Consider the following 18,613-nt stretch of genomic DNA (forward strand, 5'->3'; position numbering starts at 1 on the left):
GCCCTATAGCCTCTGATCATGACGTACGGCGATGCCGGGATCGTCGAGCGGATCACGCCGTGGGCGCTCGGCACGGTGGTGTTCCTCCTGTCCACGGCTTCGGCGACCGGTTCGGTGGGCGTCGAGTCGACGCTGCCCGCCCCCTTGCTCGCGGCCGTCGCCGCCGCATCGGGAATAGCCGCGGCCTGCGCCAGGCGCTCGCTGTGGCCGCTCGCCGCGATGGGCGCCCTCGCCTTCGCATGGCTGGTGATGTGGCCCGCCGCCGTCGCGGCCTCCTACTACGCGGGCACGCACCTGCGCCGCCGGGACCTGTGGCTCTACGTCGGAGGCGCGATCGCGGTCTTCGCGCTCAGCGGTCTCATCTCCCACCGAAGCGGCGGGTACCGGGCACTGGTCGTGGGCACTCCGGCCAACGCGATCCTCATGGGTGGCGCAATGCTCGGGCTGCCCCTGGTCGCGGGGCTGTGGGTCCGCGCCAGGCGGCAGGTGTTCGACGCGATGCGCGAGCAGGCGCAACAGCTGCAGCGTGAGCAGATACTGCGCGCGGAGCAAGCACGCAGCCAAGAGCGCACACGCATCGCACGAGAGATGCACGACGTGGTCGCGCACCGGGTGTCGCTGATGGTCCTGCACGCCGGCGCCCTGGAGGTCAGCGCCCCTGACGAGCGCACAGCCGAAGCCGCGGCGCTGATCAGCGACGTCGGCAGGGAGGCGCTGACGAACCTGCGCGAGGTGCTCGGCGTGCTGCGATCGCAGGATTCCGTACGCGGCCCGCAACCCACGCTGGCCGACCTCGACCGGCTGCTCGACCAGACCCGCGCGCTGGGCATCGTGGTCAACCGCCACGACGAGGGTGCCGCGCGCACGCTCAGTCCCATAGTGGAACGCACCGCCTACCGCGTGGTCCAGGAGGCGCTGACCAACGTGCACAAACACGCCCCCAACGCCGAGACTGACGTCTTCGTCCGCTACCGGCCCGTCGAACTGGAGGTCATCGTGTGCAACGAACTCTCCACCGGAGCGGGCGGTGATCTGCCCGGCTCCGGCTGGGGACTGGTCGGGCTGCGCGAACGCGTCGAGTTGGTCGGCGGTCGGCTGGAGGCCGGCCCACGGGACCAGGACGGCTTCCAGGTCGTGGCTAGGATCCCGGCGGCATGATCCGCGTACTGATCGCCGATGACGAGGCGCTGGTCAGGTCCGGGCTGCGGATGATCCTGGAGGCGGCGGGCGACATGGTGGTCGTCGGCGAGGCCCGCGACGGCGACGAGGCGGTCACCGCCACCAGCAGGCTCAAACCCCAGGTCGTGCTGATGGACGTGCGCATGCCCGGCACCGACGGCCTGATCGCCGGGGCACATATTCTGACCTCGCCCGACGCACCCAAGCTGATCATGCTCACCACGTTCGACCTGGACGAGTACGTTCACGAGGCGCTACGGCTCGGCGCGGTCGGGTTCCTGCTCAAGGACACCCCGCCCCGGGAGCTGGCCGCCGCCGTACGCACGGTCGCCGCAGGCCAGGCCATGTTGTCTCCTACCGTCATCAAACGGCTGATCACCTCGTTCGTCGACAAGACCCCCTCCCGCGCCGAGTCCGCGCGCAACCGGCTCGCGTCGCTGACCGCAAGAGAGGAGGACGTGATCAGGACACTGGCCCGCGGCCTGTCGAACGCGGAGATCGGACGGGAGCTCAAGCTGACGGAGGCGACGGTGAAGGCGCACGTCAGCCGACTGCTCGCCAAGCTGGGCCTGGCCAACAGAGTGCAGGCGGCGATCCTGGTGCACGATGCGGACCTCGGTTGATCGGGTTCCTCCCGCCCGCCCAGCAGCTCCATGAACCCGAAAACGACGAGATCCCGTCCGATCAAGCCGATCGGACGGGATCTCGTCAACATCCCTCAGGCCGTTTCAAGAACGGCCTTTCTGTGGAGCTATGGGGATTCGAACCCCAGACCTCCTCCATGCCATGGAGGCGCGCTACCAGCTGCGCCATAGCCCCTCAGGTGTTGCGTGATGCCGCCGGACTCTCGCCCCAGCGGCACCACGCCAGTGTATAGGACAACGCGCCCTAGTCCGTAATCATCGGCAGCGGCCGGGCCTAGCGGAGCGACAGGGCGCGGGGGATCAGTCCGGCCAGCTCGGTCACCGCGGCGTCCTCGGTGGAGTCCGCCAGGCGGGTGGCGTGCCCGGTGAGCTCCTCGGCTCCCAGCCCGGCGAGCGGCTCGCGCGTGCGCAGATATTCGGCGAACGCCGCCGCCACCACGTCCACCTGGAATCTCGGTGACGGCCCACTCCACGGCGAGTCCGCCAGGTCGGCCAGCTCCATCGACCGGCTGGTCTCCGCGGGGGCGCGGGTGTCGGGATCCTGCCAGCGCACCGTGGCCATGGCGAGCTGGCCGGAGGCTCCGCCGCGGAGCCGTACCTCATACAGTGCCGTCACCGAATGACCCGGTCCGATCTCGCCTCCGTCCTTGGCGTCGTCGCGGAAGTCCTCGGTCGCGATCCGCCGGTTCTCATAGCCGATCAGGTGGTAGGACTCCACGGCAGAGGGATTGAACACGACCTGCGCCTTGGCGTCGCGGGCCCGCAGGTCGAGGTTGGCGGCGAGCTGCTCGACGAAAACCTTCCGCGCGTCCTCGATCGAGCTGACATAGACCGCGGCGCCGTCGCCGTTGTCGGCGAGCTGCTCCATCAGCTGATCGCCGTAGTCACGTCCGACGCCCACGCAGAGCAGGGTGATCCGCTTGCCGGCGAACTCCTCGACCCGGTCGAGGATGCCCTGCCAGCTCGTGTCGCCGGTGTTGGCCAGGCCGTCGGAGAGCAGGATGACCCGGTTGGTGGCCACCGGCCGGAAGGTCCGGGATGCCTCGGCGTAGCCGGTGGTCAGCCCTGCCTCCAGGTTCGTCGAATCCTGTGCGGCCAGGCGCTCGATGGCCGCGTGCAGCTGCTCCTTGCCGGTCACGGGGGTCATGGGGGCGATCAGCCTCGCGTCACCGCTGAAGGCCACGGTGGAGACCTGGTCCCCCGGTCCGAGCTGGTCGACGAGCTTGTGCAGCGCCTCGCGGACCAGGTCGAGCCGGCCGGCCTCGCCCATCGAGCCGGACACGTCCACCACGAAGGTCAGGTTCGCCGGGCGCCTGGTCTCCGCATCCGCCTTACGGGTCTGCAGACCGATCCGGACCAGCGCGGTGCCGTTGCCGGGCATGCGCGCGCCGTCCACGTGCACGGTGAAGCCGTCGCCCCCGGGTTCCTTGTAGTCCTGCCGGAAGGAGTTGACGAACTCCTCCGGCCGGATCTGGGCCGGCTCCGGCAGCCGGCCTTCCTGGAGGGTTCGCCTGGCATAGCCGTACGAAGCGGTGTCGACGTCGAGGGCGAAGGTGGAGATCTGGTCGGCGGCGGTGTCCCGTTGTTCGGCGGCGCCGGTGTCCTGGCCGGGCGCCGCGGACGGGACCGCCCGGCCGGAGCCGTTCATCGGTTCGCTGTTGGGCTTGCGGCTGCTTTCGGATGCGCCGCCGCAGGCGGCGGCGAGCAGCAGGGCGATCACGGCGAGGGCAATGGCGAGCGTGCGTTGATTCATGTTCGCCTCCGTAGGATGCGTGTCACCTCCTACGACGGTCCCTTTTATCCACAGGCCGAGTGCTTCACCCAAGCGAGCACAAACCGTATTAAGCGCGTAATCAGGGCTTCCAGGCCGGATCGCGTCCGCTGAGCCCGAGCGCTCGCTCGAACGGAGAGGCGTCCTCCGGCACGGCCACCTCCTGCTGGAAGACATCCATCTGCCGGGCCTGCGGGGCCATCTCCCCGACGAAAGCGGCCATGACCTCCCCGATCTCTGTGTCCACCTCGTAGTCCTGCCCGGTGGCCCTGGCCAGGTCCCAGCCGTGGATCACCACGTCGCCCAGACCCATCTGGAACACGGTGGTCATGGGCAGCCCCATCGTGGGGTTGACTCCTTCGAAGACCTCCGGATCCGACCAGGCCGCGAGCATTCCGGCGACGCGGCCCTCGAAGGCGGCGTGGTCGTCGTCCTGCGGCGGCGGCTGCTCCTTGCGGGCCAGGGCGGCGAACATCGCCGCCACCCATGACATGTGGCCGAGCAGGGCCCGCACGTCGAAGTCGGCACAGGGGGTGGGCAGGTCAAGCTGATCGTCCCGGATCTCGCGAACCACGGTCACCGTGCGGGCGACGGCGCGTGACAGCATCTCGTTCATGGCGGCCATGCTTCCCGGCCCAGTTCACAGCTGTCTTGAAAAAACACGACATAAGATCCATCAACATGCGTGTGTATCTCGGACTGGCGGCCAAACGCCCGGGAGCCGACATCCCGGACGCGATGCTGCACACCGTCAGAGGCGCGATCGACGCCGCGTTCCCGGTTCCGCCTGAGGTCATCAGGTCCCGCGAGTGGCATCGGCCCGGCATCTCCATGTTCGCCTGGACCAACGAGCCCGACGACTCCCGGCAGCCGCCCCTGCTGGTCACCGGGCACGACCGGGTGACCGGGGTGAACGGCTATCTGGCCGCGCCCGGCGAGGTCGGCCGGCTGGCGGACGCGCCGAAACTGAGCACTGAGGCGGTCGGCGGATGCTTCTCGGTGTTCCGGGCGACCGAAGACGAACTGTCGGCCGCGACCGCCATCCACCGGGTCTGCCCGGTCTACTACACCGAGACCCCCGACGTGCACGTGATCGGCAGCCGGGCGCTGCTGGTCCACCTCGCCACCGGCGGCGACCGGGTCGAGTGGGACGTGCTCGCGTTGCAGGCGATGATCCGGCAGGGCTATTTCCTGTCCGACGAGACGCCCTATCGCGGGGTGTCGGCGCTGCCGCCGTCCACGACCATCACCGTCGGCAGCGGCGGCCGTACGATCACCGAGACCCCGCTTCCGACCGCCGCGCCCGCGCCCACCTCACGCAGGCAGAAGAAGGCGCTCGTCGAGGAGCTGGCCGGCGCGCTGCTCGCCACCGTGGAGCCGCTGCGGGCGACGGGCGAGCCGGTGAACCTCGCCCTGACCGGCGGCCGGGACAGCCGCCTGGCCGCCGCGGTGCTGCACGCGGCCAAGATCCCGCTCCGCGCGACCACCAACGGCCTGGACACTCACCCCGACGTGATCATCGCCGGGCGGATCGCCCAGGCGCTCCGCATCGAGCACACGGTCATCCCTCCGGCCCGCACCGAGAAGAAGGACGCGATCGTCGTCGAGCATCCCCTCGCGCGGGCCTACGAGACGCTGCGCACCTGTGAGGGCATGACCTCGGCCTACGAGTCGATCGTCGGCTACCTTCCCTACAACGCCAGACCGACCATGTCCGGGCAGAGCGGAGAGGTCCTGCGGGCGGGAACCTTCCTGCTGCTCCAGTCCGACCTGAGCGACAAGGCGCTGAGCCGCCGGGTGAACACCACGTTCCTGCGGGACCCCGCGCTGTTCAGCGAGGCCGCCGGCGAGCATGCCCGCGAGCTGGCCCGGCCCTGGCAGAAGCGGCCGGGGCTGGAGGCTCTCGACCACATGTACGTCTCCTACCGGATCGGCCGCTGGCAGGGCGCCTCCAGGGCCGGATCCCTGCGCCGGGGAGATCCGATCTGGCCGTTCCTCGACAACCGGGTGGTGCGTGCGGCGCTGGGCCTCGACCAGACCTGGCGGCTGTCGGAGGAGGTCATCCACGAGCTCATCGTGACGCTCGCCCCGTCGCTTCGCACCATCCCGATCGAGGGCAAGCCGTGGCGGTTCACCGAGGGCAGGCGCTACTACCCCTGGCAGCGCAGGCCGCAGTTCCTGACGGCGCCGAAGACCGGCGGCGGCTGGAACTGGCGGACCAGCCCCGGCGAGGCGCTCACGACCGTGCTCCGCGACCATGTCCTCGGCCACCTCGACCTGCTGACCCCGATCGTCAACCCCGACGAGGTCCGCAGGCTGTTCGCCGAACCGGTGCTCAAGAAGCCCACCCACGCCTGGCACCTCTACACCGTGGCCACGATGCTGTCCGGCGTCTATCCCGGCAAGGCCCCCGAAGGGCTCGACCCGATTCACATCCCCGTCCCCTCATGACCTCGCCCGTGCCCTCCGATGACACGCGGGGAATCCTCAACGCGCGGGCGGCACGTTTCCGCTACCGCCGCCACACCTGCCATCCCTCTCTGTCCCCCTTCGTCGAACACCACTGGATCATCCGCTGGGATCTGGAGGAACCGTACGAGCAGCGGGTCGTCTCGCACCCGTCGGTGAACCTCGTCTTCCAGGAGCACCGTCCCCAGGTCGCCGGGGTGATCACGGGCGACTACGTGGAGACCCTGACCGGCGCCGGTGTCATCGTCGCCACCCGCTTCCGTCCTGGGGGTTTCCGCCCCTTCCTCGGCGCTCCGGTCTCGACCGTCACCAACCGTTTCCTCCCCGTGTCCGAGATCTTCGGCCCCTCCGCCGACGCGGCCGCCCCGGCCATGCTGGCGGCCCGCGACGCCGAGGCCGTGGCGCTGCTGGACGAGTTCCTCCTGGTACGGCTTCCGCCCCGCGACCCCACCGCCGAGCAGGTGGGCGCCATGGTCGCCGGAATCATGGCGAGCCCGGAGATCACGCGTGTCGACGACGTGGCCGCCCGGCACGGCGTGACCGTGCGGACCCTGCAGCGCCTGTTCAAGGAGTACGTCGGCGTGCCCCCGAAATGGGTGATCCGCCGCTATCGCATCCACGAGGCCGCCGAGCAGGCCACTTCGGCCACCGACTGGCCGCGACTGGCCGCCGGGCTCGGCTACAGCGACCAGGCCCACTTCGTCCGCGATTTCACCTCGGTCGTCGGCATGTCCCCCACCGCCTATGCCCGTGCCGTGGAGGCGCCCTAATACCAGAGGGATATTTCATATTCAGCGTGCGTCCTGCGTGACGAGCGCGCCATGCAGGAAGAGCTCCACCAGCTCCTCCACGGTCAGGGGCGCCGGCGCGCCCGGACGGCCCGCCGACATCACCAGAAACTGGAAAGCCTCCGCGAGCCGCTCGGGGGCGAGCCTGAGATCCTCGCGCTCGGGCTCGAACAGGGCGGCCAGGGCGGCCCGTGGCGCGGCCAGCCCGGCCTCCCGGTCCGGGAGCGGGCCGCCCTCCCCGGGCCTTCCGGGCTGTGGGCGGCCGGGCCGCCCCGCTCCCCCCAAGCCGTGGAGGGCTCCCGCCACCGCACCCATCCGGGTCAGGTAGCCGCGCATCGCCTCGGCCGCCTCGGCCAGGCGGGCGGACAGGGGCTGGTCCAGCGAGATCGAGGCCAGATAGGCGATCGTGTCGTCGGGCCGCAGGGCTTCGGCCAGGCAGGCGGCGAGCAGGGCCTCCTTGTCGGGGAACACGCGGAAGATGGTGCCTTCGCCGATGCCCGCGGCTCGGGCGATCTTCGCGGTGGTCACCGACGCTCCGTACTCGATGACCAGAGGCAGAGCCGCCGCCACGATCATCGCGCGGCGCTGGTCAGGGTCCATCGCCGGAGCGCGGCGTCGGCCAGAGGTCTCGGTCATGGTGCCGATTATCATGAGTGAGCACTCACTCAGGCAAATGTCCTCCACCGGCCGCTCACCATGCCCGGTGGCGGAACAGGAGGACTACAGGATCGGCTCGGTCCCGCCCACCGGTTGCCTGGTCCAGGCCTGGTGCTCGGACTCGCGGATCTCCTCCTCGGCGGTCTGCTCCACCCTGGCCATGGCGATCCGCAGGATCGGCGGGGCCATCAGCGAGGTCACGATCGCGACGAGCACCACGATGGTGTACGCCTCGACGCTGAGGATGCCCAGCCGCAGGCCGACCATGGCGACCACGACCTCGATCACGCCGCGGGCGTTGAGCCCGGCGCCGAGCGCGAGCGCCTCCCACCTGTTGAGCCTGCTCAGCCGCGCCCCGGCGTAGGCGCCGAGGAACTTCCCGATGATCGCGATGGCCAGTACGGCGAGCCCGGCGAGCAACACCTCGGGCCTGGCCAGCGCCGTCAGGTCCATCCGCAGGCCCGCGGTGGCGAAGAAGATCGGCGCGAACCCCGACAGCACGACCGTGCGCAGCGGGGCGAGCCTGGACGGGGCGACCCTGCCCGCGCTGCCGATGAGGATGCCGCAGACGAACGCTCCGAAGACCGCCTCCAGGCCCAGCGCGTGGGTCCCGGCCGCGGCGAGCAGGATGAGCACGGCCGCGGTGGCGACGGTCGGCCCCGGCTCGTCCGACTTGCCAGTGAGCTGTAACACTCCCCTGACCAGCGGGCGGCCGAGCGTGAGCGCGAACACGACGATGGCGACCAGGTAGGCCAGCGAGGTCAGCACGGTGCCGGTGGACACCGCGTTCACGGCCATCGCGCTCACGATCGACAGCATGAACCAGCCGAAGGCGTCGTCGATCATGCCGGCGGTCAGCGTGAGCTGGCCGATGTTGCGGTGCAGCAGCTTCATGTCCATGAGCGTCTTGGCGATGACCGGGATCGCGCTGACGCACATCGCCACGCCCAGGAACAGCGCGAAGACGGTGGTGTCGGTGCCGTCCGGGATCAATGCCTTGGGCAGCAGGAAACCGGCGCCGATGCCCAGCCCGAGCGGGACGACGAGGCCGCCGACGCTGACCCCGGCGGCCGTGACGCCACGCCGCCGAACCAGACCCATGTCCATGTGGATGCCGGTGAGGCCGACCAGCAGCAGCACGCCGATCTGGCCGACCGCGTCGAGCAGGTGAAACTGCTCGGGGACGGCGGGGAACAACCAGCCCTGCATGCCCGGCGCGACGTGCGCCAGGAAGGAAGGACCGAGGACCACACCGACGAACAGTTCGCCGACGACGGCGGGCATGCCGAACCGGGTGGCGAGCCGGCCGAAAACCAGTGCCAGCATGAGCAGCAGGCCCACCTGGAGCAGGAACACGAGCAGGTTGTGGGCGGCGATCGGTGCTACGGGAGCACCCAGCGAGACGAGCATCATCCTCCCTCAGGGATGAGCGATTCGTAAAAGATCTACCCCTGGCCGTTCGGGACCCACCCGGAAGCAAGTCACGAACCGATCACGGCGGCGTTGCCGGCGGAAGCACCCGCAGCGCTGCCAGTGGGAGCCACGGCCTTCCGCACTTTCGCCGGAGCCGGGTTATGCTGCCCGTGCGGCTGGTTCGCCGCTCCCCGGTGGAGCGGCGAGGCAACAGGGAACCCGGTGCGATTCCGGGACTGCCCCGCAGCGGTGAGTGGGAACGACCGCCGTCACACAAGCACTGGGTGAACGACCACCTGGGAAGCGACGGCCAGTAGGAAACCGACACGACGCCCACGAGTCCGAATACCTGCCACCGCCCGCGCGCCGGCCGGTGCGCGGAATGTCCATGGCCTCGCGGGAGGGTCAGAGGGTCTACCTCGCCATGCCCGCCGAGACCGGGTTCCACGAGGGAAAAGGACCCATGAGAGACCAGCGCACCACCATTCTCGGCTATCCCAGGATCGGCCCCGACCGGGAGCTGAAGAAGGCCGTCGAGTCCTACTGGGCGGGCGGAATCGACTCCACCGGGCTTCAGGAAGCCGCCCGCGCCCTGCGCGAGCGCACCTGGACCGAGCTACGCGACGCGGGACTGACCGGCATCCCCTCCAACACCTTCTCCTTCTACGACCATGTCCTCGACACCAGCGTGATGGTCGGCGCCATCCCCGACCGTTTCACCGCCCTCGACGGCCTGGAGCGCTATTTCGCCATGGCTCGTGGCGCCCAGGGAATCGCCCCCCTGGAGATGACCAAATGGTTCAACACGAACTACCACTACCTCGTGCCGGAGGTGGGCCCGCAGACGCGATTCCGGCTGGCCTGGGAAAAGCCCCTGGCGGAGTACGGCGAAGCCAGGCGCCTGGGCATCGAGACCAGGCCGGTGCTGGTCGGCCCGCTCACCTACCTGCTGCTGTCCAAGTCCACCGAGGCCTCCTTCACGCCGCTCCGGCTCCTGGACGACCTGCTCGACGTCTACGCCGAGCTGCTGGAGCGGCTGGCCACCGCCGGAGTCACCGAAGTGCAGCTCGACGAACCGGCGCTGGCCGCGGACCGGTCGGCCGAAGAGCTGAAGGCGCTCGCCCGCGCCTATGACCACCTCGGCGGGCTCAGCCATCGCCCGAGGCTGCTGGTCGCCACCTGCTTCGGCGAGATCGGCGACGCGCTGCCCGTGCTGGCGGCGACCCGCGTCGAGGCCATCGGGCTGGACTTCGTCGCCGGCCCCGGCAACCTGACGGCGGCGGCCTCGATTCCCGGGCTGGCGAACAAGACCGTGGTGGCCGGGGTGGTGAACGGCCGCAACGTGTGGCGCACCCGGCTGCCCGACGCGCTGTCCACCTGCGCGGCGCTGCTCGGGCTGGCCGGAGAGGTGGTCGTCTCCACCTCCTGCTCGCTGCTGCACGTCCCGCTCGATCTGGAGCGGGAGGCGGCGATGCCCGAGGGGCTGGCGTTCGCCCGGCAGAAGGTGGCGGAGGTCGTGGCGATCGGCCGTGCGATGAGGGAGGGGCCGGACGCGGTCGTGCCCGCCGTACCGGCCAGAGCTCCGGTGGACGCGCGGGTCCGGGCCCGGCTGGAGGCGCTGGGTGAGGGTACGGCGCGGGCCGGTCACGCCGAGCGGGCGGCGATCCAGCGGGCGGCGCTGAGACTGCCGCCGCTGCCCACGACCACGATCGGCTCGTTCCCCCAGACGGACGCGGTCCGGCGGGCCCGCGCCGACCTGCGGGAAGGCCGGATCGACCGGGCGACGTACGAGGCGGCGATACGGGTCGAGATCGACTCGGTGATCGCCCTGCAGGAGGACATCGGGCTGGACGTGCTGGTCCACGGTGAGCCCGAGCGCAACGACATGGTCCAGTACTTCGCCGAGCAGCTTGACGGGTACGCCACCACCGAGCACGGCTGGGTCCAGTCGTACGGCACGCGGTGCGTGCGACCGCCGATCCTGTTCGGGGACGTGGCCAGGCCGGAGCCGATGACGGTGGGCTGGACCGTCTACGCCCAGTCCCGGACCGGCAGTCCCGTCAAGGGCATGCTGACCGGGCCGGTCACCATGCTGGCCTGGTCGTTCGTCCGGGAGGACCAGCCTCTGGCCGATACCGCGCGGCAGGTGGCGCTGGCGTTGCGGGACGAGATCCGTGACCTGGAGGCGGCGGGTATCCGGATCATCCAGGTGGACGAGCCCGCGCTGCGGGAGCTGCTGCCGCTCAAGGCGGCCGATCGTGACGCCTACCTGGCCTGGGCGGTCGCCGCGTTCCGGTTCGCCACCTCGGGCGTGTCCGACTCCACGCAGATCCACACGCACATGTGCTACTCGGAGTTCGGGGAGATCATCGGCGCCATCGGCGACCTGGACGCGGACGTGACCAGCGTCGAGGCGGCCAGGTCCCGGATGGAACTGCTGGACGACCTGCGCACCGCCGGATACACGCGCGGGATCGGGCCCGGCGTCTACGACATCCACTCCCCTCGCGTGCCGGAGATCGGTGAGATCGAGCAGGCGCTCCGGCTGGCGGCCCGAGTGGTGGAGCCGGAACGGCTCTGGGTCAATCCCGACTGCGGGCTGAAGACGCGGAGCTACGCTGAGACTGAGGTGAGCCTGCGGAACATGGTGACCGCGGCCCGTAGGATCCGCGCGCTGTAACCCGCGCCCGGAGATCCGCGCGGGCCCCGGCCTGCTCTCCGGACCCGCGCGTGGACGGTGCGGTACGGCGTGCGGGTGGGCGGGGTGAGCATCGGCTCCGCCCGCCCGTACGCGGGATCACCATCCGGCTGTCTGAAATGTCCTCTGGACAGCGGAGGCTTTTCCTACAAAATTAGTTGGGTATTGATCTCGGTCGAGGAGTCCACATGGCACTCATCCAGCCCGATCCCACCTTCTATCCATCAGCCCGCGAGGCCATGCTGGCCCCTCGGGAGGAGCTCGCCTACGTCGTCCTGCTTGACGCCTCCGGAGACGGGCGCCCCGACGGGCTCGCCACGATCGACCTGTCCGACGGAACGATCGCCAACGTGCACGACGCGTCCGTCCCGGGCGACGAGTTCCACCACTTCGGATGGAACGTGTGCAGTTCGGCTCTGTGTCCCTACGCTCCTCACCCACATGTCGAGCGGCGCTATCTCGTCGTTCCCGGCCTCCGGTCGAGCAGGATCTACATCTTCGACGTCAAGGACGACCCCCGGCGCCCCAGGCTCGTCAAGACGATCGAGCCGGAGACGCTTTTCGAGAAGACCGGCTACAGCCGCCCGCACACCGTCCACTGCGGCACCGACGCGATCTACGTCAGCGCCCTCGGCAACGTGGACGGTGACGCCCCAGGCGGGGTGCTCATGCTCGACCACGACACCTTCGAGCCCAAGGGCCGCTGGGAGGTGGAGCGGGGGCCGCAGGAACTGCACTACGACTTCTGGTGGCACCTCGGCCATGACACGATGATCAGCAGCGAGTGGGGCACGCCCAACCAGATCGAGGCGGGGCCCTCGCTGGAGCTGCTGGCCGGCCGGAAATACGGTCACAAGCTGCACGTCTGGGATCTGCCCAAGCGCAGGCACCTGCAGGAGATCGACCTGGGCGACCAGCATCAGATGGCCCTGGAGGTGCGCCCCGCCCACGACCCGAGCAAGACCCACGGCTTCGTCAACACCGTGATCGATGTCGAGGACCTGTCGGCCGGCGTCTTCACCTGGTATCTGGAGGACGGAGTCTGGAAGGCCCGCAAGACCATTACCATCCCCGCCGAACCGGCCCCGGCCGATCTGCTGCCGGAGCCGCTCAAACAGTTCGGCGCGGTGCCGCCGCTGGCCACCGCCATCTCGCTGACCCTCGACGACAGGATCCTGCTGGTTACCTGCTGGGGCACGGGCGAGCTGAAGGCCTATGACGTCTCCGACCCGTTCAATCCCCGCGAGACCGGCTCGGTGCGGATCGGCGGCATCGCCCGGCGCGACCCCCACCCGGCCGCCCCCGGACGAGCACTGAACGGCGCGCCGCAGATGGTCGAGGCCAGCAGAGACGGGCGGCGAGTGTACTTCACCAACTCGCTCTACCGCTCCTGGGACGACGTCTTCTACCCCGACGGCGTCTCCAGCTGGATGGTCAAGGTGGACATCGCCAACGACGGCTCGATCTCCCTCGACCCGGCCTTCTTCGTCGACTTCGCCGCCGACGGCCGCCGCGCCCACCAGATCCGGTTGCAGGGCGGCGACTGCTCCTCTGACTCCTACTGCTTCCCGTGACCGCGCCGGCCTTCCCACGGGGAGCGGAGCGGCCGCGATGGATCTGACGTCGGCCCTGATCCTGGCCGGGCTCGGCGCCTTCCACGGCCTGAACCCGGCCATGGGCTGGCTCTTCGCGGTCGCTCTCGGCCTGCAGGAGCGCTCGCGCGCGGCGGTGCTGCGCGCGCTGCCGCCCATCGTGCTCGGCCACGCGGGGTCGGTGCTGGTCACGCTCGGGCTGGTGTCCGTGGCACGCCTGGCCGCCCCACCCAGGCTCGTCTCGTACGGCGTGGCGGCCCTGGTGTGCGGGTTCGGGGTCTGGCGGCTGGTGCGCCGCCGCCATCCCCGCTGGGTCGGCATGAGGGTGACCGGCTGGCAGCTGGCCGGGTGGTCGTTCCTGATGGCCACCGCGCACGGTGCCGGGCTGATGGTGCTCCCGGTCACCCTGCACGGCGGGCACGGCGGGCACGGTGCCGCCGCGCTGGCCTCGCAGAGCCTGCTGGCGACCGCGATCCACACGCTGTCCATGCTCGCGATGACCACCGCCCTGGCCTTGGTCGTCTACGAGTGGCTGGGCGTCGCGGTGCTCCGCAAGGCGTGGTTCAACCTCGACCTCGTCTGGGCCGTCGCCCTCATCGGCGCGGGCGTCTCCGCCGCCCTCACCTGACGCCGCCCTCACTGGCTGAACCGCCCAGCGGCGACGCACGTTTTAGCGGCATGAATCGTCTTCTCACCGTCCTGCTCGCCGCCACCGCGCTCACGGTCTGCGGCATGGGCGAATCCAGCGTGGCCGCCGCCAAGGAGGTGGAGCGAGAGGCTCCGGCAGGCGCCCCGGTCGCGGAGACCGTACGCGGGCTGACGGCTTTCGGCCACAACCTGCTCACGACCACCGCCAAGCCCGGAGCCAACGCCGTCCTGTCCCCGCTGAGCATCGGTTACGCCTATGGCATGGCCAGATCGGGCGCGGCGGGGCGGACGGGCCCGGAACTGGACAGGGTCTTCGGGTTTCCCTCAGGAGGACCGCACACATCGTTCAACACGCTGACCCGGCGGATCGTCACACTCGACGGCCCGCCGCCCGCGCCCGCCCCCGGCGCGACACGGGACGCCCGGAGCGGCGGCCCGGCCCGGCCGCTGGTCGGCCTGGCCAACGGGCTGTTCACCCAGGAAGGACTGAGCGTCGAGCCGAAATTCCTGCGCACGCTCGCCGCCCAGTACGGCACAGGCGTGCGCGAGGTGGACTTCACCGGAAACGCCCTCGACGTCATCAACGCTTGGGCGCGCGAGCAGACAGCCGGACGGGTCAAGAAGGTGTTCGACCGGCTGGACCCGCGGATCAAACTCGTCATCGCGAACGCCGTCTACTTCAAGGCCGAGTGGGCGACGGCGTTCACCGACCCACCCGAGAAGAACGCCGCTTTCACCCGCGCCGACGGCACGACCGTGCGGACGACTCTGATGCGCCAGACCGGGAGCTTCTCCTACGCCGTGAGGCCGGGCTGGCAGGCTGTCGAGCTTCCCTACGCCAAGAGTGATCTGGTCATGTGGGTCCTCCTGCCGCGGGCGGGTGGATCTCCCGCCCGCCTGCTCGCCCCGCCCGTGATGGCCCAGGTGGCGACCGCGCTCAAGAAGACCCCGGTCAAGATCGCAATGCCCCGATGGGACTTCGCCACGAACCTGAGCCTGCACAAGCCTCTGAAAAAGCTCGGCCTGGCCGACTCGGACTACTCAGGCATCGCCCCCGGTGTCTCCCTCGGGGAGGCGGTCCACCGTGCCACCATCTCCGTGGACGAGTGGGGCACCGAGGCCGCGGCCGTCACCGGCCTCGCCTTTCCCAAGTCGGCCATGATCCCGCCCGGGACCGAGGTCCGCGCCGACCACCCATTCGCCTTCGCGATCGTCCACCGGCCGACGCTGACCCCGTTGTTCATCGGCCAGGTCGCCGACCCGACGGCGAAGGGCTGATCCCGGGCCGGGACGGAGGCGTCCAGTGGCTCGTCATCCGGAGGAGCGGCCCCAGGCGGAGAAGTTCAGCAGGCCCGCGTCCACCACGGCACGGCCGAAGATCCGGGTCAGCTCGGCCAGCCGGGCCAGCTCGTCGTCCGAGAGCGCGGCGTAGGCGGGCAGGGCCAGCTCGTCGGTGCGGTCCTCGATCCGCTGCCGCAGCGTCCTGCCCTCCTCGGTGAGCTCCTCGCCGTCCAGCAGCCCGCGCTCGCGCAGCCCTTCCTCGGCCGCGGCCCACTCCTCTTCCGGCCAGCCCCGGCTGACCTTCAGGAACACCGTGGGCGTGAGCCCGGACGCGCCGTGCAGGATCAGCGCGTCCAGCCCGCCGACCCCCTCGGTCAGCAGGGCCGCGACGTGCCCGTCACCCCGGAACTCACGCAGCAGGGTCTGGGCGTGCCAGAGCTCCAGCAGCGGATCGTCCGGCCACGGCAACGCGGCGTGCGCGGCGAACAGCGGGCGCCCCTGGGGGTGCTCACCGGCCCTCTCCGCGGCCCGCCTGACCAGCGCCGTCGTCTCGGCGAGGGCCGGGATCCCGTGGATTCCGGCCCGCCGCAGGGCCTCGCGGGCGGCGTCGAGACGGGCCTCGATCACCTTCTCGGGGGTCGTGACGTCCCAGGCGGCCGGGAGTGCCCGCCGTACCATGGCAGGGCAGAAGTTGTAGAAGGTCGCGATGACCAGCTCCGGCGAGGCCGGGCCGAACGCCGCCGCGCGGGAGGCGAAGTAACCCGCCCAGGTGTCCAGGCCGAGTGCCTTGTAGCGCTCGGTCGCCTCGGGCGTGAAATAGATCATCGCGTGGAGGGGTTCCAGGCGGCGCCAAGCCTGCCAGGCGAGCCGGGCGTCGGTCATCATGCCTCCAAAGAGTCGACGAAACGGGCCATCCCGGCCAGCCAGCGGTCCGGATCGTCGGCTTTGCGCCGGACGAATTCGGCTACCTCCGGGTGCGGGAAGATGTGGAACCGCTCGGCGTCGAGGCCCTCGACCACCTTGCCGGCCACCGTGTCCGGATCGAGGATGGCGCCGGAGGCACCCACCGCTCTCGCAGTGAGGTGGTCCTCGGCGATGCCCCGGTCGAACATGCCGGTGCGCACACCCTGCGGGCAGAGCACGCTGACCTTCACGCCCTTCGTCGCGTAGTGGATGGCCACCCATTCGGCGAAGGAGATCGCGGCCGACTTGGTCACCGCGTAGGGCGCGTCGCCGGGGCAGCTCACCAGTCCGGCGGCCGAGCAGGTGTTGAGGAGGTAGCCCCCGCCGCGTTCGACCATCCCGGGCACGACCGCCCGCGCCGCGTAGACGTGGGCCAGGACGTTGACCGCGATGGTCTGGGTCCACTCCAGGTTGGTGGCGTCCAGCCCGTGGCCGGTGATGATCCCGGCGTTGGAGCAGAACAGGCCGACCGGCCCGAAGGCCTCCTCGGCCGTGGTGACCAGGCCGCGCACGTCGTCCTCGACCGACACGTCGGCCCGTACGGCCACCGCCCGATCACCGATCTCCCTGGCCACCTCGGTCGCGCCCACCTCGTCGAGGTCGGCCACCAGCACCCCGGCGGCACCCTCGGCGGCGAACCGCAGGGCCATCGCCCGCCCTATCCCGCTCGCGGCGCCGGTCACCACGACGACCTTGTCCCGCACCCGCATCGAAGCTCCTTGAGACCGACCAGTCGGTATCTGGGAACCTATGCTTACTCGCCGGTAGCAGTCAACGGCGGCGCAGCACGAAGACGCCCCAGCCGAGATGTCGCCTGCCGTACGCCACGTGCGAGCGGCGGGCGCGGTCCAGGAACTCGCGCACCTCCTCGACATCGGGATCGTCCGGGTTGTCGCGCAGCCAGTCGCTCAAGGTCCACCACTGGCTCGCCACGTAGCGGTCCCAGCTGTCCTGATCGGCCAGGACCATCTCCAGCACCTCGACCCCGGCTCCCTCGAACCGTTCGAAGATCCCGGCCAGTGAGCTGAACGCCTCCGGGCCGAAGCCGAACGACTCGTACGCCTCGCCGGGCGGTTCGGAGATCCAGTACGGCTCGCCGACGAGGAGGATCCCGTCATCCTTCAACGCGGGGAGCATCAGCTCGATCGCCCCCTCCAGCCCGCCTCCGATCCAGGTCGCCCCGATGCACGATACGACGTCGAAGGCGCCCGGCTCGGCCCGGTAGGATCCCGCGTCTCCCCGCTCGAAGCGCAGCCGGTCGCCGACCCCGAGCTCCCGTGCCCGCTCTTCGGCCGCGCGCAGGAAGACCTCGCTGACGTCGACACCGACGCCCTCGATCCCGTGCCGCAGGGACCATTGGCAGAGCATCTCCCCCTTCCCGCACGCCAGGTCGAGCTGCCGCGTTCCGGGGCCGAGCCGGGCGACCTCCCCGAGCAGTGTCAGTTTCTCGTCGGTGAACGGGTTGAGGATGCGATGACCGCTCTCGGCGATCTCGTGGAAGCGCAATGACATGGCGGTCATGCTTCCCGCATGCCCTGCCCCCGGACAACCGGTTATATGGTTCACCGTCCGCGTCCTCACCCGCTCCGGACGGTGGCGCGTCCGCCCGTTCCCGCGCCGGGATCCCGTGTTGACCCTGACACCGTGTGAGGCCCTACACCTGGAAGAACCATGTTCAGTATCGGAGACTTCGCCCAGCTCGGCCGGGTGTCGGTGCGCATGCTGCGCCACTACGACGCGCTCGGGCTGCTCCAGCCCGCCCACGTCGACCCGGCCACCGGCTACCGCTTCTACCAGGCGAACCAGCTCTCACGGCTCAACCGTGTCATCGCGCTGAAGGATCTCGGTTTCACCCTGCAACAGGTGCGATCGATCCTGGAGGAGCAGGTGAGCACGGCCGAGCTGCACGGGATGGTACGGCTGCGCCGGGCGGAGCTGGAGGAGCGGATCGCGAGGGACACCGCGCGGCTGCTCCAGGTCGAGACGAGGCTCCGGGCCATCGAGAAGGAAGGGCGCATGCACACCGAAGAGGTTCTCCTCAAGCGGCTCCCGTCGGTCCGCCTGGCCGAGCTCAGCGCCGTCGCGGCGAGCTACGAGCCCGAGGACATCGGCCCCGTCATCCAGCCGCTCTACCACGAGCTGTGCGAGCGGCTCGACCGCGCCGGGGTTACGCCCACCGGGTACGGCGTCGCCTACTACGAACCGGGAACGGACGGCCAGGTGATCGTGCACGCCGGGTTGCAGGTCTCCGTGGAGGCGCGTGCGGACCACGACTTCACGATCACGGACCTGCCGGAGGCCGAGTCGGCCGCCACGATCATCCACCGTGGCTCGATGGACGAGGTCGGCACGACGTTCCAGTCGCTGGCCCACTGGATCGAAGAGCACGGCTATCGCAGCAACGGGCTGGCCAGGGAGTTCTACATCTCCTGCCCGCCCGGCGCGCACGACCAGTGGGTCACCGAGCTGCAGATGACCGTCACGGCCGGATAGCCTCCGGCCCGCGGCAC

The 18,613-nt window shown here is 70.2% G+C and carries 16 protein-coding genes, 1 tRNA gene and 1 riboswitch; of the genes, 9 read left to right on the forward strand and 8 right to left on the reverse strand.

Translation table 11 applies throughout. The features are described from left to right. Positions 1 to 18: 18 nt before the first annotated feature. Both ACFY2X_RS19750 and ACFY2X_RS19755 read left to right on the forward strand, forming a co-directional pair. Entirely contained in the window at positions 19 to 1,158 is a 1,140-nt protein-coding gene (locus ACFY2X_RS19750) for a sensor histidine kinase (protein WP_389939915.1), read from the forward strand. Next, positions 1,155 to 1,802 (forward strand): response regulator, encoded by a 648-nt coding sequence (locus ACFY2X_RS19755; protein ID WP_389939916.1) that lies wholly within the window; start codon positions 1,155 to 1,157, stop codon positions 1,800 to 1,802. Before ACFY2X_RS19750 ends, ACFY2X_RS19755 begins: the two co-directional genes overlap by 4 nt. 123 nt (positions 1,803 to 1,925) lie before the next feature. On the opposite strand, the gene ACFY2X_RS19760 is transcribed toward ACFY2X_RS19755, so the two are convergent. The 3 genes from ACFY2X_RS19760 to ACFY2X_RS19770 form a co-directional block, all read right to left on the reverse strand. Continuing rightward, positions 1,926 to 1,998, reverse strand: a tRNA-Ala gene (locus ACFY2X_RS19760). A gap of 99 nt (positions 1,999 to 2,097) precedes the next feature. Continuing rightward, the gene (locus ACFY2X_RS19765) at positions 2,098 to 3,576 is read right to left on the reverse strand and encodes a von Willebrand factor type A domain-containing protein (protein WP_389939917.1); all 1,479 of its coding nucleotides are present in this window, start codon (positions 3,574 to 3,576) and stop codon (positions 2,098 to 2,100) included. Positions 3,577 to 3,676: 100 nt separating this feature from the next. Continuing rightward, positions 3,677 to 4,210, reverse strand: a complete 534-nt coding sequence (locus ACFY2X_RS19770) for a TIGR03086 family metal-binding protein (protein WP_389939918.1) — start codon at positions 4,208 to 4,210, stop codon at positions 3,677 to 3,679. 65 nt (positions 4,211 to 4,275) lie between these two features. On the opposite strand from ACFY2X_RS19770, the gene ACFY2X_RS19775 reads away from it, so the two are divergent. After that, on the forward strand, positions 4,276 to 6,045 hold the full coding sequence (locus ACFY2X_RS19775) for an asparagine synthase-related protein (RefSeq protein WP_389939919.1): 1,770 nt from the start codon (positions 4,276 to 4,278) through the stop codon (positions 6,043 to 6,045). After that, positions 6,042 to 6,833, forward strand: coding sequence for a DUF6597 domain-containing transcriptional factor (locus tag ACFY2X_RS19780; RefSeq protein WP_389939920.1), 792 nt, complete (start codon positions 6,042 to 6,044; stop codon positions 6,831 to 6,833). The genes ACFY2X_RS19775 and ACFY2X_RS19780 overlap by 4 nt, the downstream gene beginning before the upstream one ends. 21 nt (positions 6,834 to 6,854) lie before the next feature. Here the strand turns inward: ACFY2X_RS19780 and ACFY2X_RS19785 are convergent, their stop codons facing one another. After that, positions 6,855 to 7,487: a TetR/AcrR family transcriptional regulator gene (locus tag ACFY2X_RS19785; RefSeq protein ID WP_389939921.1), complete on the reverse strand. Its 633-nt coding sequence runs from the start codon at positions 7,485 to 7,487 to the stop codon at positions 6,855 to 6,857. 84 nt (positions 7,488 to 7,571) lie between these two features. Further along, positions 7,572 to 8,918, reverse strand: coding sequence for a cation:proton antiporter (locus tag ACFY2X_RS19790; protein ID WP_389939922.1), 1,347 nt, complete (start codon positions 8,916 to 8,918; stop codon positions 7,572 to 7,574). A gap of 163 nt (positions 8,919 to 9,081) precedes the next feature. Next, positions 9,082 to 9,293: riboswitch (cobalamin riboswitch) on the forward strand. A gap of 91 nt (positions 9,294 to 9,384) precedes the next feature. Between ACFY2X_RS19790 and metE the strand changes: the two genes are divergently transcribed. The 4 genes from metE (at position 9,385) to ACFY2X_RS19810 (ending at position 15,137) form a co-directional block, all read left to right on the forward strand. After that, positions 9,385 to 11,601, forward strand: coding sequence for a 5-methyltetrahydropteroyltriglutamate--homocysteine S-methyltransferase (gene metE, locus ACFY2X_RS19795; RefSeq protein ID WP_389939923.1), 2,217 nt, complete (start codon positions 9,385 to 9,387; stop codon positions 11,599 to 11,601). Positions 11,602 to 11,807: 206 nt separating this feature from the next. Further along, on the forward strand, positions 11,808 to 13,193 hold the full coding sequence (locus ACFY2X_RS19800) for a selenium-binding protein SBP56-related protein (RefSeq protein WP_389939924.1): 1,386 nt from the start codon (positions 11,808 to 11,810) through the stop codon (positions 13,191 to 13,193). Positions 13,194 to 13,230: 37 nt separating this feature from the next. Further along, positions 13,231 to 13,839 (forward strand): hypothetical protein, encoded by a 609-nt coding sequence (locus ACFY2X_RS19805; RefSeq protein WP_389939925.1) that lies wholly within the window; start codon positions 13,231 to 13,233, stop codon positions 13,837 to 13,839. 50 nt (positions 13,840 to 13,889) lie between these two features. Next, entirely contained in the window at positions 13,890 to 15,137 is a 1,248-nt protein-coding gene (locus tag ACFY2X_RS19810; protein ID WP_389939926.1) for a serpin family protein, read from the forward strand. A gap of 33 nt (positions 15,138 to 15,170) precedes the next feature. Here ACFY2X_RS19810 and ACFY2X_RS19815 read toward each other — a convergent pair whose 3' ends face one another. From ACFY2X_RS19815 to ACFY2X_RS19825, 3 genes are all read right to left on the reverse strand, one after another. Beyond that, complete coding sequence (locus tag ACFY2X_RS19815; RefSeq protein WP_389939927.1) at positions 15,171 to 16,022, reverse strand: hypothetical protein; 852 nt, start codon at positions 16,020 to 16,022, stop codon at positions 15,171 to 15,173. After that, positions 16,022 to 16,813 carry an SDR family oxidoreductase gene (locus ACFY2X_RS19820; protein WP_389939928.1) on the reverse strand — a complete coding sequence of 264 codons (792 nt, stop codon included), beginning with the start codon at positions 16,811 to 16,813 and terminating at the stop codon, positions 16,022 to 16,024. The genes ACFY2X_RS19815 and ACFY2X_RS19820 overlap by 1 nt, the downstream gene beginning before the upstream one ends. Before the next feature lie 61 nt (positions 16,814 to 16,874). Further along, on the reverse strand, positions 16,875 to 17,615 hold the full coding sequence (locus ACFY2X_RS19825) for an SAM-dependent methyltransferase (RefSeq protein ID WP_389939929.1): 741 nt from the start codon (positions 17,613 to 17,615) through the stop codon (positions 16,875 to 16,877). A gap of 159 nt (positions 17,616 to 17,774) precedes the next feature. Between ACFY2X_RS19825 and ACFY2X_RS19830 the strand changes: the two genes are divergently transcribed. Further along, positions 17,775 to 18,596, forward strand: a complete 822-nt coding sequence (locus tag ACFY2X_RS19830) for a MerR family transcriptional regulator (protein ID WP_389939930.1) — start codon at positions 17,775 to 17,777, stop codon at positions 18,594 to 18,596. Positions 18,597 to 18,613 lie beyond the last annotated feature (17 nt).

The organism is Streptosporangium sp. NPDC000396 (assembly GCF_042898655.1).
Lineage (GTDB): Bacteria > Actinomycetota > Actinomycetes > Streptosporangiales > Streptosporangiaceae > Streptosporangium.

What these genes read in the sequence shown, in the direction of transcription:
- ACFY2X_RS19785 (WP_389939921.1), bottom strand. Translation starts at nt 7,487, where the DNA reads ATGACCGAGACCTCTGGCCGACGCCGCGCTCCGGCGATGGACCCTGAC.
- ACFY2X_RS19755 (WP_389939916.1), top strand. Translation starts at nt 1,155, where the DNA reads ATGATCCGCGTACTGATCGCCGATGACGAGGCGCTGGTCAGGTCCGGG.
- ACFY2X_RS19820 (WP_389939928.1), bottom strand. Translation starts at nt 16,813, where the DNA reads ATGCGGGTGCGGGACAAGGTCGTCGTGGTGACCGGCGCCGCGAGCGGG.
- ACFY2X_RS19805 (WP_389939925.1), top strand. Translation starts at nt 13,231, where the DNA reads ATGGATCTGACGTCGGCCCTGATCCTGGCCGGGCTCGGCGCCTTCCAC.
- ACFY2X_RS19770 (WP_389939918.1), bottom strand. Translation starts at nt 4,210, where the DNA reads ATGAACGAGATGCTGTCACGCGCCGTCGCCCGCACGGTGACCGTGGTT.
- metE (WP_389939923.1), top strand. Translation starts at nt 9,385, where the DNA reads ATGAGAGACCAGCGCACCACCATTCTCGGCTATCCCAGGATCGGCCCC.
- ACFY2X_RS19830 (WP_389939930.1), top strand. Translation starts at nt 17,775, where the DNA reads ATGTTCAGTATCGGAGACTTCGCCCAGCTCGGCCGGGTGTCGGTGCGC.
- ACFY2X_RS19800 (WP_389939924.1), top strand. Translation starts at nt 11,808, where the DNA reads ATGGCACTCATCCAGCCCGATCCCACCTTCTATCCATCAGCCCGCGAG.
- ACFY2X_RS19810 (WP_389939926.1), top strand. Translation starts at nt 13,890, where the DNA reads ATGAATCGTCTTCTCACCGTCCTGCTCGCCGCCACCGCGCTCACGGTC.
- ACFY2X_RS19790 (WP_389939922.1), bottom strand. Translation starts at nt 8,918, where the DNA reads ATGCTCGTCTCGCTGGGTGCTCCCGTAGCACCGATCGCCGCCCACAAC.
- ACFY2X_RS19750 (WP_389939915.1), top strand. Translation starts at nt 19, where the DNA reads ATGACGTACGGCGATGCCGGGATCGTCGAGCGGATCACGCCGTGGGCG.
- ACFY2X_RS19775 (WP_389939919.1), top strand. Translation starts at nt 4,276, where the DNA reads ATGCGTGTGTATCTCGGACTGGCGGCCAAACGCCCGGGAGCCGACATC.
- ACFY2X_RS19815 (WP_389939927.1), bottom strand. Translation starts at nt 16,022, where the DNA reads ATGACCGACGCCCGGCTCGCCTGGCAGGCTTGGCGCCGCCTGGAACCC.
- ACFY2X_RS19780 (WP_389939920.1), top strand. Translation starts at nt 6,042, where the DNA reads ATGACCTCGCCCGTGCCCTCCGATGACACGCGGGGAATCCTCAACGCG.
- ACFY2X_RS19825 (WP_389939929.1), bottom strand. Translation starts at nt 17,615, where the DNA reads ATGTCATTGCGCTTCCACGAGATCGCCGAGAGCGGTCATCGCATCCTC.
- ACFY2X_RS19765 (WP_389939917.1), bottom strand. Translation starts at nt 3,576, where the DNA reads ATGAATCAACGCACGCTCGCCATTGCCCTCGCCGTGATCGCCCTGCTG.